The sequence below is a fragment of the Natronomonas sp. genome, from assembly GCF_028274965.1.
Lineage (GTDB): Archaea > Halobacteriota > Halobacteria > Halobacteriales > Haloarculaceae > Natronomonas.
In genome coordinates, this window is the sequence record NZ_JAQCNO010000048.1 from 168,992 (window position 1) to 181,569 (window position 12,578).

A 12,578-nucleotide genomic window follows, 5' to 3' on the forward strand; every position below is an offset into this window, starting at 1 on the left:
ATGGTCCGCGAGTTCGAACTCCCCGACGTCGGCGAGGGGCTGACGGAGGCCGAGATCGTCCGCTGGCTCGTCTCGGTCGGCGACCGGGTGACGGAGGACCAGCCCGTCGCCGAGGTCGAAACGGACAAGGCGGTCGTGGAGGTCCCCGCGCCGGTGAACGGGACGGTCCGGGAGATCCGCGCCGAGGAAGGCGAGATGGTCCCCGTCGGGACGGTGATCGTCACGTTCGACGTCGACGGCGAAACGGCAGAAGAGACGGCTGACGACGGCCGGGAGGCGGACGCGGAGACGGGGGACGCGGGAACGGACCCAGGCCCGGACCCGGCTTCGGACTCGGATGCGGACGCGGAGCCGGGATCGGAAGCCGACGACGGACCCCCGACGGATCGGCGGACGTTCGCCGCCCCCTCGACGCGGCGCTTGGCGCGGGAACTCGGCGTCGATCTCGGCGCGGTCGCGGGCAGCGGGGCGGGCGGACGGATCACCGACGGCGACGTCCGGGCCGCCGCCGGAGCCGAGGGCGACGCGACGGCGGACGACGGCTCTTCGGAGACCGACGGGAGGGAAACCGAAACGGGGACAGAGACGGGATCAGAAGAGGCGCCGAAGCCGGCGACCAGACGGATCGACGACGGCGAGGGGTTCGCGGATGCCGCCGGGAGCGAGGGCCACACTGCGGCGGACGACGGCGGGGCCGTCGGTCCCGATCCGGCCGATCGCGACCGGACGCTCGCGGCGCCGGCGACGAGGCGGCTCGCCGACGAGGCCGGGATCGACGTCGACTCGGTGCCGACCGACCGCCGCGAGGACGGCGAGGCGCTCGTCACGCCGGCGGAGATCGACGCGTACGCGGAGGCACAAAAGCGCGCACAGGCGGCCGACGCCGAGGCCATCGCCGCCGAGACCGCGTCGCCGACGCCGAGCGAGTCGACCGCCGAGGAAAGTGAGGGTGAGAGTGAGGCCGAGAGCGAGGGCGGCGAGCGGATCCCCTATCGCGGCATCAGGCGGACGATCGGCGAGCGGATGGAGCGCTCGAAGTACACCGCCCCGCACGTCACCCACCACGACGAGGCCGACGTGACCGCCCTCGTCGAAACGCGGAGCCGGCTCAGAGAGCGCGCCGCCGAGCGCGGCAGCGACCTCTCGTACATGCCGTTCGTGATCAAGGCCGTCGTCGCCGGGCTCCGGGAGTATCCGATCCTCAACTCCAGACTCGACGAGGAGCGCGAGGAGATCGTGCTCGAAGACGAGTACAACGTCGGCGTCGCAACGGCGACGGAGGCGGGGCTGATGGTCCCGGTCGTCGAGCACGCCGACCGGAAGGGCCTCCTCGAGATCGCCGACGAGATGGCCGAACTCGTCGCGAAGGCCCGGGATCGGTCGATCGAGCGCGAGGAGATGCGCGGCGGGACGTTTTCGGTGACGAACTTCGGGGCGATCGGTGGGGAGTACGCGACGCCGATCATCAACTACCCGGAGACGGCGATCCTGGGGACGGGATCGATCGCCGAGAAACCGCGGGTACTCGACGGGGACGTCGTCGCACGGAAGGTCATGACGCTGTCGCTGTCGATCGACCACCGCGTCATCGACGGGGCGGAGGCGGCCCGGTTCACGAACGCCGTCATCGAGTACCTCGAGAACCCGGAGCTGCTGTTATTGGAGTGAGACGGGGCCCCGCGACGGTGGCGGCGTCGGGCCGCGTTCGGGCGGGGAACAGATAGGACGATTTTTTAGTGATCGGGCAGAATGAGGGGGTATATGTTCAAGGCTATCGTGAGCGCGGACACGCTCGGGGCGGCGCTGGACTCGGTCAGCGTGCTGGTCGACGAGTGCAAGATCCGCCTCGAGGAGGAGGGCCTCACGATCCGTGCGGTCGACCCGGCCAACGTCGGGATGGTCGACCTCGAGTTGTCCGCGAACGCCTTCGAGTCCTACGAGACCGACGGCGGGATCATCGGCGTGAACCTCGATCGGCTTGAGGACATCGTCGGGATGGCCGACGCGGGCCAACTCGTCCACCTCGAACTCGACGAGGAGACCCGGAAGCTGCACATCTCGCTGGACGGCTTGGAGTACACGCTCGCCTTGATCGACCCGGACTCGATCAGACAGGAGCCCGACCTGCCGGATCTGGATCTCGCCGCCGAGGTCGTCATCGAGGGCAGGGACATCGCCCGCGCGGTCACCGCCGCCGATATGGTGTCCGACCACATCGCGTTGGGGGTCGACACCGACGCCGAGCAGTTCTACGTCGACGCGGAGGGCGACACCGACGACGTCCACCTCGAACTCGACCGGGAGGACCTCATCGATCTCACCGCCGGCGAGGCGCGGTCGCTGTTCTCGCTCGACTACCTGAAGGACATGAACAAGGCGATCCCGAAGGACGCCGAGGTGACGATGGAACTCGGCGAGGAGTTCCCCGTGAAACTGCATTTCGGCTTCGCGGAGGGCGACGGCCACGTCACGTTCATGCTCGCGCCGCGCATCCAGAGCGACTGAGGCCCCAAGGCGCGCGGCGCGTTTTTTGATCCGCCCGCGCCCGGCGCCGGGGGGTCGGCCGGCCGTTTCGGTGCTGCGAACGACCGAGAAGCGGCGGGGCGGTCGAAACCGCGGCTCGTTTCCCGACGGCGAACGTCCGCTCAGGCGGACCCGGAGAGGTTGAGTTCGATGACGTTGGCCGCCTGTTCGAGGGTCCGCCGGATCGTCGCCTCGGCCTCGCCGGTCGTCACGCGGCTCACCGGCCCGGTGATGCTGATCGCGGCCGGGCGCTCGCTCGGGACCGACAGCGAGCGGGCGAGACAGGCCATCCCCTCGATGCACTCCTCGCGGTCGTGGGCGATCCCGGTGTCCCTGATCGCCTCGAGCTCCTCGAACAGCGCCGCCCGGTCGGTGATCGTGTGCTCGGTCACGGCGGGCAGCCCCCGCCTGTCGACGATCCGCTCGACCCGGTCGTCCGCGAAGGTCGCGAGGATGGCCTTCCCGAGCCCCGTCGCGTGGAGGTGGGCGCGGCGCCCGGTCTGGGTGTCGATCTCGACGGCGTCGTCGCCGCGCGAGGTGTGGACGTAGACGCCCCAGGCGTCCTCGGCGAACATGAGGTTGGCGAGTTCGTCCGTCTCGTCGGCCATCTTCCGGACCTGCGGGCGGGCGGTGTCGTAGACGCCGTCGTAGCGCTGGGCGTGGCCGCCGAACTCCAGCGTCCGGAGTCCGATCCGGTAGCGATCGCCGCGTTTTGCGACGAGGCCGCTCGTCTCGAGCGTGTTGAGGTGTTTGTACACCGTGCTCTTGGCGACCGAGAGGTGCGTCGCGAGTTCGGTGATGCCGGCCTCGCCCCCGAGTTCGACGATCCCCTCGAGCATCCGGACCGAGGTCTCGGTCGCACGGACGCGGTCGTCGTCCATGGCTGCGGTTCGGCGTCTCCGCTGATAAGCGTTGTTCGGCCGCGGTCCGGCCGGGCGTTCGCCCCTGGGAAACGCGGTTCGGTCCCGCGTGATTATCCGTGATATTTCAGTTCCGTGGTAGTATCGCCGCTGCCGGCTAATATCCGAACTTCACCGTTTTCAGCCGCTCTCTGATCCCATCCGCGTCGTTCCGCATCGGGAAACATATATTATTCGACATATTAATATGGCTCCGGTGCGTACGGTCTGTTGATGACAGAAAAGAGCCAACCTGCCGACGACGAACTGCTCCGACTGAAGGACAACCCCCGACACGACGACCTGAAGAAGGCCCGTCGCCCGGTCGATCGACTCCTCGAGTTGTTCCGGTAATCGAGCGGTCGGGCGTCCGCGCGGTGGGACTCGTTGCCCGCGCGATGCGGCGCTGTTTTACAGGCGGTCGGCGAACGCGGACGGCGAGTTGTACCGCGTTTCGAGGGCGTGCCAGACGACGATCACCGACGGCAACACGAGGATCGACGCGAGGTACGCGTACAGCACGCCCAACGCGAGCAACAGCCCGAAGTCCGCGATCAGCGGGATGATCGCAACGTAGAGCACGCCGAGCCCGCAGACCGTCGTCAGCATGCTCCCCGTCAGCGCGCCGCCGGTCCCGCGGGCGGTGACGCGGAGGGCGTCGTGGACGTCGCCGCCGCGTTCGAACTCGTCGACGAAGCGGTGCATGAAGTGGACGGTGTAGTCGACGCCGAGGCCGATCGACACCGAGAGGATCGGCGCGTTGAACGGCGTCAGCGGGATCGAGAAGTACCGCATCGACCCGGCGAGCGCGCCGACGGTGATCAAAACGGGGACGAGGTTGATGACGCCGTAGACGGCCCGGCCCTCCAGCCACCGGTACGAGAGCGTGAGAAACGCCGCCGTAAGCAGGAAGGCGACGACGAGGCTGTCGATCGCCGACTCGGTGATCCGGTCGATGACGACCCGGTTGACGACGAGTTCCCCGGTCGGGACGGCGTCCAACCGCATGTCGTCGGCGACTGTCTGGGCCGCCGTCACCGCCTCGTCGCCGTCGGCGTCGACGGCGACCTGATACCGGATCCGCGTCGCGCTCCGGTCGCTCGTCAGCGACTCTCTGGCCCGGTCGCCGGCGGGGGAGGCGAGCAGTTCCTCGTAGACGACGTCGACGTTGCGGTCGGGGATCCCGTCGCCGGTCGAGTCGTACCGCTCGACCGTGCGCGCGAACTCGGGGTCAGCGGCGGCGCGGGACTCCATCACGCCGACGATGCTCGTCGCGTCGGCGCGCCTGTCGGTGCGTTCGAACGCCTCCGGGGGGTCTTCGAGCGCGCGGTCGATGTCGGCGAGCGCGACGTCCGATCGGACGTTTCGGTCCTCGACGTACACCGTTACGCTGCCGACGAAGTTCTGCTCGAAGTCCTCCTCCAGGTACCGGAGTACGGTCATGAACGTGTACTCGGAGGGCGCGAACGGTTCGGGGAGGGCCTGGAACCGCTCGACGCGGTCCTCGTCGGGGAAGAAGGCCTCCTGTGAGAACTCGGTGTCGACGCCGGTCCCGTAGGCGCCGCCGATCCCGCCGATCAAAAGCGCCGAGACGAGAACGAGCGCCGGGGCGACCCGGGCCGCCGTGGTGCCGAGCGGGAGGACGGAGCCGATCAGCGACCCCTCGGTCCCGAGCGGCGTCGACCCGAACCGCGGGAACCGGGTTCCCGCCCGGAGCCGGTCGAGCGAGACCTTGCCGGCGGGGAGGAACACGCCGAAGATGAGAAACGTGAACACCATCCCGACGGCGGAGACGACGCCGAAGTCCTGGAGTTGGCCGAGCGAGCTGGTGAGGTTCGCGACGAAGCTGATCACCGTCGTGATCGTGACGATGAGAAACGCCGTCGAGAGCTGCGTGGTGGTGGTCTCCATCGACGCGGCGATCGGGCTGCCCGCGAGTCGCTCCTCGCGGTAGCGGTTGATGATGTGGATCCCGAAGTCGATCCCGACGGCCAAAAGCAGCGGAAAGACCGTCACGAGCGTGTCCGAGAAGGGGATGTTCGCGTACCCCATGAACCCGAACGTCCACACGAGCGTCATCGCGAGGGCGGCGACGCCCAACGCGAGGTCCACCGGGTCCCGGTAGGCGACGATCAGAAAGAACGTGATGAGCAACAGCGCCGCGGGAAAGACGAGGATCGCGGTGTCGGTGAGCAGCTGGTTGATCTCCTGATCGATGATCGCGTCGCCGGAGACGACGACGTTCTCGCCCGGCTCGTAGCCGTCGATCCCGGCGACGACGTCGACCGTCCGGAACTGGAGGCTCGCCCGGTCGGCGGTGTCCGACAGCGGCGGCGTGTCGTACCTGACGGCGAGTTGTGCGACGGAGGCCGAACCGTCCGCGGGGTTGTAGTCGGTGCTAACAGAGAGCCCGGCGGCGTCGTCGGCCTCGGCGAGCGCGGCCCGGACCCGCCGCTCGGAGGACCGTTCGATGACCCGGCGTTTCTCCGCCGGCGTCTCGGCGGACGGATCGAGCTGTTCGGCGGCGAGCGACGCCGGGCTCGTCGTCGAGACGACCCGGAGCGTGTCGTGCGTTTCGAGGCGGTGTTGGGCCTCGAGCATCCGCAGTAGGCTCGGCTTCGAGAGGACGTTCGGCTCCTCCAAAAAGAGGTTCGCACTCGAGGCGCCGCCGGCGCGGCTGCCGCGGTCGAAGTTCTCCTCCATGTCCTCGAGGGCCTGGGACTCCTCTAAGTCGTCGGTGAACTGGTCGGTCCCGGCCTGCTGGCCGCCGGCGGCGCCGATCCCGCCGGCGAGGAGGGCGGTCGCCGCGAGGAAGGCGACCACGATCGTCCAGGGCCGGTCCCGTATCAGCGGGGTGACCAGATCGGCGAAGGGATCCGGCGGCGGGTCGCCCTCGGATGCGGGCGCGGGGCCGAAATCGGAGTCGGGGTCGGGGTCGTCACCCATCGGTCAGCCCCTGCGTCGCCACCAGACGGCGGCGGCGACGCTCGCGGCGATCGCAACGCTAACGCCCGCCAGAAGGACCGTCGGCGGCCCCCCGTCGTCGCCGGTTCGTTCGCCGATCTCGACGGGCTGTTGGTACGTCCGGGACAGCACCGTCTCGCCGCGTTCGGTGTCGTACTGGACGTCCAACTCGGCCCGGTAGGTCTTCGGCATCGCGCCCCCGCTCGCGGCGAGGTCGAACCTGATCTCCCCGGACTCACCGGGGGCGAGTTCGTCGACGAACGCCTCGTCGCTCGACGTCGAGAGGGGGCTGTCGACGTAGAGTTTCGCGTTGAGGTTCCGGAGCGTCTCGGGGCGCTCGTTTCGGATCGAGAACGCGATCTCGGTCGTCCCGCCCTGCGTCAGGCGGGCGCTTCGGCCGGTGACGGTGAAGGCGTTCCGCTGGGGGTCGACGACGACCCGCCGGGAGTTCGGGCCGACGCTGACCGTCGATCGGCCGTCGTTGGCGTACTCGAGTGTGAAACGGACCTGCCTCGGGCCGGGGTCGGCCTGGCCGCTCACGTCGGTCGGGAACGCGAAGTCGGTCGACTCGCCGGGGGCGAGCTCCGGCAGTGCGACGCGGGACTCCTCGATCGTCAGGGAGTCACTGACCGGGTCGACGACGAGGACGCCGTCGGAGACGGGCGTCGGGCCGTCGTTGCGGACGGTCCCGGTGATACGGCCGTCGTAGCCGACAGAAAGCGTGTCGTCGAGCTCCGAGACGGTGAACGCCTGGGCGGCGAGCGTCCCGAGGCCGCCGGACGCGGTCCGGGGCGTATCGCGTTCGATCCCGTCGGCGTCGCGGTACTCGAAGCTCGCCTCGATCGGCTTCTGGCCGGCGACGGTCGCTTCGGCGACCGCGACATCGACGTCGACCGTCCGGCTGTCGCCCGGATCGACGTCGCCGAGGAACGCCTCGGCGCTGCCGCCGTCGATCGTGACCCCGCCGCCGCCGGTGATCGTCGCGGTCGTCCGGTGGGCCGTCGCCGACCCGACGTTCTCGAGTTCGATCTCGGCGACGCCCGTCGTCCCGGGTTGGGCGTCCGTGCTCACGTTACCGATCGAGAAGAGCGCGTCGTCGGTGACGAGTACCTCGACCGTCTCGCGGGTGCTCCGTCGGAGCCGCTGGTCGTCGGTTTCGGTCTCGCGGTTCGTCGCGGAGTACCTGATCTCGACGTCGATCTCGTAGGTCCCGGGGTCGACCCCCTCGGGAACGGTGATCTCGAAGGCGGCGTTCGAGACGCTGCCGTCCTCGATCCGTCCGAGGGGGGTTCGCGCCGTCCGGACGTCGAAGGGGCCCTCGTCGGTGATCTCGGCGCTGACCGCCCGGGCGGTCGTGACGGTCTCGGTGCCGGTTCCGGTCCGGACGTCCGCGTCGTTTTGGATCCGGATGTCGAGGGTCGTCTCGGTGCCGGGGGCGACCTCGCCGTCGGGGAGGAAGGCGTTCAGATCCGGCTCGCCGGCGTTGGGCTGTCCGGCCGCGGGGACGGTGACGGCCACGGCGAGACCGGCGACGACGAGGACGGCGAGGGCGATCGGACGGCGCGCCGTCATCGGCGCGTCCGTCCGTCGGGGCGGTTCGGACGGGGGCGAACGGGGCGAGGAGGGCGACCCGCCGTCGGCGAACCGGATGGGGGCGCGTCGGCGGGGGCGAAACACCGGGGCATTGAGTATCCGCAACCGCGGAGCGGTCATAACGCTTTTGATTGAACGTTTATTCAAAAAGATTAAACCGCTCGCACGCACAAAAGTGAGCATGTCGCTGGGTACGTCGCCGGAGTCGTCGCCGACGCGTCCGCTCGGCCGCCGCGGTGGAGGGGCCGATGGACGCCTTTGAGGAGCCCGAAACGACCCGCGAGGAGATCCTCGCGGCGGCCTACCGGGCGCTCTGTACCCACGGGTACGCCGAGTTGACCGTCGAGCGGATCGGCGAGGAGTTCGACAAGAGCGTCTCGTTGATCTATCACCACTACGACGGCAAGGACGACCTGCTGGTGGCGTGTCTGGAGTTCATGCTGGAGAGCTACCGCTCGGAGACGGAGGCCGGGCCGGTGTCCGATCCCCGCGAGGCGATGGAACGGCTCTGTGATCGGTTGGTTCTCACGGACGCGCCGCCAGGGGGACAGCGGTTCGTCCGGGCTCTGGTCGGGCTGCGCGGGCAGGCGCCGCACAACGGGGCCTACCGGGACTACTTCACCAGGAGCGATCGGTTCTTCGGGGACCGCATCGAGGCGATCATCGAGGCCGGGATCGAGGACGGCAGCTTCCGGGACGTCGACCCCGAGCGGGCCGCCGCGATGATCAACACGGTGTTCTCGGGGGCGTTCGTCCGGTATGCGACCACCGACGACGAGCGGTGGATCCCGGCCGTCCGCGAGGAGCTCCGCGCGTACAACGAGCGGACGCTGTACGCCGACCCGGACGGCGACGGGACGTAAGCGAACCTTTTTACTTAGAACGGACGACTCGGAAGGTATGAGCGCGACTCGGTCTGTAGTACGCGGGGCCTGACCGCGCGCCGTTCGGGTTCGCGCGCACGTGCTTGGTTGCTACCGACCGGTCCACGCGACACCAATTATGAGCGAGGTTCCAGACAGCTACGACCCCGAGGAAGCGGAACGGAAATGGCGCGACGAGTGGCTTGACTCGGACGTGTACGGCTACGACGACGACCCCGAGCGCCCCGACTACGTCATCGACACGCCGCCGCCGTACCCGACCGGCAACCTCCACATCGGCAACGCGTTGGGCTGGTGTTACATGGACTACGCCGCGCGGTACCACCGGCTGCGCGGCGACGACGTGCTGTTCCCGCAGGGGTGGGACTGCCACGGGCTGCCGACCGAGGTGAAAGTCGAGGAGAACCGCGACATCCACCGGACCGACGTCTCCCGCGAGCAGTTCCGGGAGTGGTGCGTCGAGCACACCGACTCGCAGATCGCCGCGATGAAGGAGACGATGCTGACGCTCGGGTTCTCCCAGGACTGGGACCACGAGTTCCGCACGATGAACGACGACTACTGGGGCCGGACCCAGCGGTCGTTCGTCGAGATGGCCGACTCGGACTACGTCTACCAGGACGAACACCCGGTCAACTGGTGTCCCCGGTGTGAGACCGCCATCGCCGACGCCGAGGTCGAAAACGACGACCGCGATGGGACGCTGCACTACGTCACCTTCGCGGGCGTCGGCAACGACGACATCGAGATCGCCACCACCCGGCCCGAGCTCCTCGCGGCCTGCGTCTCGATGGCCGTCGACCCCGACGACGAGCGGTACGCCGACCGCGTCGGCGACACCTTCGAGGTGCCGCTGTTCGGCCAGGAGGTCGAGTTGATCGCCGACGACGACGTCGACGCCGAGTTCGGGACCGGCGCGGTGATGATCTGTACGTTCGGCGACAAGCAGGACGTCGATTGGTGGATCGAGCACGACCTCGAACTGCGGCCGGTGTTCACCGAGGACGGCCGCCTCAACGCCCTCGCCGGGGAGTTCGAGGGGCTGTCGATCCCGGAGGCCAAAGACGAGATCGCCGACGCCCTCGAGGAGGCCGGACACCTCAACGACCACGAGCACACCGAGCAGTCGGTCGGCTGCTGTTGGCGCTGTGACACGCCGATCGAGATCCTCTCGAAAGAGCAGTGGTTCGTGCGGGTCGACAAGGAGGAGATCCTCGAGACGGCCCGGGAGACCGAGTGGTTCCCCGAGCACATGTACACCCGCCTAAAGGAGTGGACCGAGGGGATGGAGTGGGACTGGGTGATCTCCAGACAGCGCGTGTTCGCAACGCCGATCCCCGCCTGGGAGTGCGGCGAGTGCGGCCGCGTCGAGATCGCCACGACCGAGGAGGTGCCCGTCGATCCGACCGCCGAAGCGCCCGCGGTGGGGACCTGCCCCGAGTGCGGAAGCGACGAGTGGATCGGCGAGACCGACGTGATGGACACCTGGATGGACTCCTCGATCTCGCCGCTGTACGTCGCCGGGTGGCCCGAGGCCGACTTCGAGCCCGTCCAGCTCCGCGAGCAGGGCCACGACATCATCCGGACGTGGGCGTTCTACACGATCCTCCGGACGAGCGCCGTCACCGGCGAAGTCCCCTGGGAGGAGGCGCTGATCAACGGGATGGTGTTCGGCGACGACGGCAACAAGATGTCGAAGTCCCGCGGGAACTTCGTCCAGCCCGAGGAGGTCGTCGAGGAGCACTCCGCGGACGCCTTCCGGCAGGCGATGGCGCTCGGCGGCCAGCCCGGCAGCGACATCCAGTTCCAGTGGAAGGAGGTGACCTCCGCGAGTCGCTTCCAGACGAAGCTCTGGAACATCACGAAGTTTGCCGCCGAACACGTCGGGGAGTCGACGCCGGAGATGGCCGATCCGGCCTACAGGGACGCCGACGCGTGGATCCTGAACCGCTGTGGCGAGGTCGCCGAGTCGGTCGCGGCGGACATGGACAACCACCGCTTCGACAGCGCGCTGCGGGCGGTCCGGGAGTTCGTCTGGCACGATCTGGCGGACGACTACCTCGAGCTCATCAAGGGCCGGCTGTACGAGGGGCGTCCCGGCGAGCGCCGCGCCGCCGAACGGGCGCTGTACACCGCGTTGAGCGCCTCTCTGCGGATGCTCTCGCCGTTTGCGCCCTTCATCACCGAGGAGGCCTGGGAGCACCTGCCCACGGAGGGCAGCGTCCACGGCGCGACGTGGCCGGACCCGCCGGCGGTCGAAGCCGACGCCGCGGCCCGCGGGGGGACGGTCGCCGGGATCGCCGCGGCCGTCCGGGGCTGGAAGTCAGAGGAGGGCAAGCCGCTGAACGCCGAACTCGACCGCGTCGAGGTCTACCTCGACGAGGACCGGCCCCTCGACACGTACGACCTCTCCGACACGGTCAACGGGCCGGTCTACGTCGAGGAGGGCGAGCCGAACGTCGAACTCGTCCCGGTCGGCGTCGACATCGACCACAGCGAACTCGGGCCCGTCTTCCGCGACCGGGCCGGGGCGGTCGTCGATCGCTTGGAGTCGGCCGACCCCGTCGAGTTGCGGGCCGAACTCGACACCGCCGGGCACGTCGAGTTCGAGATCGACGGCGAGACCGCCACCGTCGAGCGGGGGATGTTCGAACTCGTCGAGGAGCAGCGCTCGGAGACCGGCGAGTCCGTCGTGGTCCTCGAGGCCGGCGAGGCGACCGTCCTCGTCGTCGAGTAGCCGACGGCGTGGGTTCAAGTAGCGCGAGCCCCAACCGTGTTGTATGTCAGACAGTGCCGCCCGCGAACTCGGCCGCGTGAGCACCGGAGTTCCTTCGCGCGTGTCGGTCGGTCTCTTTGCCCTCCTCGCCGTCGGCGCGGCGGCCTGGTTCGGCCTCGTCGAACCGAGCCCGGTGTTGGTCGCCGGGTTGGCGCTGCTTTTCGTCGCGATCGCCGCCGTATCCAGCGCCGTCGAGATCGTCGAGGCCTACGAGAAGGAGGCGCTGACGGTGTTCGGCGAGTACCGGGAGCTACTTGAGCCCGGGATCCACTTCGTCCCGCCGTTCGTCTCGAAAACGTACCCCTTCGACATGCGGACCCAGACGATCGACGTGCCCCGGCAGGAGGCGATCACCGAGGACAACTCGCCGGTGACCGCCGACGCCGTCGTCTACATCAAGGTCATGAACGCAAAGCGCGCGTTCCTGCAGGTCGACGACTACAAGAAGGCGACGTCGAACCTGGCCCAGACGACGCTGCGGGCCGTCCTCGGCGACATGGAACTCGACGAGACGCTCTCGAAGCGCGAGCGCATCAACCGCCGCATCCAACAGGAACTCGAGGGGCCGACCGACGAGTGGGGGATCAGGGTCGAAGCCGTCGAGGTCCGGGAGGTCAACCCCAGCCCGGACGTCAAGCGAGCGATGGAGCAACAGACCTCCGCCGAGCGCAAGCGGCGGGCGATGATCCTCGAGGCCCAAGGCGAGCGCCGCTCGGCCATCGAGAAGGCCGAAGGCGACAAGCAGGCCAACATCCTCGAAGCGCAGGGCGAAAAGCAAGCGAGCGTCCTTGAGGCCCAGGGGGACGCGATTTCGACGGTGTTGCGCGCAAAATCCGCCGAGTCGATGGGCGAACGCGCGATCATCGAACGCGGCATGGAGACGCTCGAAGAGATCGGCAAAGGCGAGTCGACGACGTTCGTGTTGCCCCAGGAGATGAC

At 68.8% G+C, this 12,578-nt stretch carries 8 protein-coding genes; 5 read left to right on the plus strand and 3 right to left on the minus strand.

Going from position 1 to position 12,578, the window contains the following annotated elements:
• A complete protein-coding gene (locus Q0916_RS07025; protein ID WP_299236078.1) occupies nt 1-1,668 on the plus strand; it encodes a dihydrolipoamide acetyltransferase family protein in 1,668 nt (555 codons plus the stop codon).
• A gap of 93 nt (nt 1,669-1,761) precedes the next feature.
• Nucleotides 1,762-2,505 carry a DNA polymerase sliding clamp gene (locus Q0916_RS07030; protein WP_299236079.1) on the plus strand — a complete coding sequence of 248 codons (744 nt, stop codon included), beginning with the start codon at nt 1,762-1,764 and terminating at the stop codon, nt 2,503-2,505.
• A 140-nt stretch (nt 2,506-2,645) separates the two neighbouring features.
• Here Q0916_RS07030 and Q0916_RS07035 read toward each other — a convergent pair whose 3' ends face one another.
• The 3 genes from Q0916_RS07035 to Q0916_RS07045 form a co-directional block, all read right to left on the minus strand.
• Nucleotides 2,646-3,404: an IclR family transcriptional regulator gene (locus tag Q0916_RS07035; RefSeq protein WP_299236081.1), complete on the minus strand. Its 759-nt coding sequence runs from the start codon at nt 3,402-3,404 to the stop codon at nt 2,646-2,648.
• 429 nt (nt 3,405-3,833) lie between these two features.
• Nucleotides 3,834-6,368, minus strand: coding sequence for an efflux RND transporter permease subunit (locus Q0916_RS07040; RefSeq protein WP_299236082.1), 2,535 nt, complete (start codon nt 6,366-6,368; stop codon nt 3,834-3,836).
• Between the two features lie 3 nt (nt 6,369-6,371).
• Nucleotides 6,372-7,958, minus strand: coding sequence for a COG1361 S-layer family protein (locus Q0916_RS07045; RefSeq protein WP_299236083.1), 1,587 nt, complete (start codon nt 7,956-7,958; stop codon nt 6,372-6,374).
• Nucleotides 7,959-8,227: 269 nt separating this feature from the next.
• On the opposite strand from Q0916_RS07045, the gene Q0916_RS07050 reads away from it, so the two are divergent.
• From Q0916_RS07050 to Q0916_RS07060, 3 genes are all read left to right on the plus strand, one after another.
• Complete coding sequence (locus Q0916_RS07050; RefSeq protein ID WP_299236084.1) at nt 8,228-8,842, plus strand: TetR/AcrR family transcriptional regulator; 615 nt, start codon at nt 8,228-8,230, stop codon at nt 8,840-8,842.
• A 139-nt stretch (nt 8,843-8,981) separates the two neighbouring features.
• Nucleotides 8,982-11,600 (plus strand): valine--tRNA ligase, encoded by a 2,619-nt coding sequence (locus Q0916_RS07055; RefSeq protein WP_299236086.1) that lies wholly within the window; start codon nt 8,982-8,984, stop codon nt 11,598-11,600.
• Nucleotides 11,601-11,700: 100 nt separating this feature from the next.
• On the plus strand, nt 11,701-12,578 hold an 878-nt coding region (locus tag Q0916_RS07060), incomplete at its 3' end, for an SPFH domain-containing protein (RefSeq protein WP_414689317.1).

Coding starts and splice junctions, on each gene's coding strand:
- Q0916_RS07025 (WP_299236078.1), top strand. CDS start 1: ATGGTCCGCGAGTTCGAACTCCCCGACGTCGGCGAGGGGCTGACGGAG.
- Q0916_RS07045 (WP_299236083.1), bottom strand. CDS start 7,958: ATGACGGCGCGCCGTCCGATCGCCCTCGCCGTCCTCGTCGTCGCCGGT.
- Q0916_RS07035 (WP_299236081.1), bottom strand. CDS start 3,404: ATGGACGACGACCGCGTCCGTGCGACCGAGACCTCGGTCCGGATGCTC.
- Q0916_RS07055 (WP_299236086.1), top strand. CDS start 8,982: ATGAGCGAGGTTCCAGACAGCTACGACCCCGAGGAAGCGGAACGGAAA.
- Q0916_RS07050 (WP_299236084.1), top strand. CDS start 8,228: ATGGACGCCTTTGAGGAGCCCGAAACGACCCGCGAGGAGATCCTCGCG.
- Q0916_RS07040 (WP_299236082.1), bottom strand. CDS start 6,368: ATGGGTGACGACCCCGACCCCGACTCCGATTTCGGCCCCGCGCCCGCA.
- Q0916_RS07030 (WP_299236079.1), top strand. CDS start 1,762: ATGTTCAAGGCTATCGTGAGCGCGGACACGCTCGGGGCGGCGCTGGAC.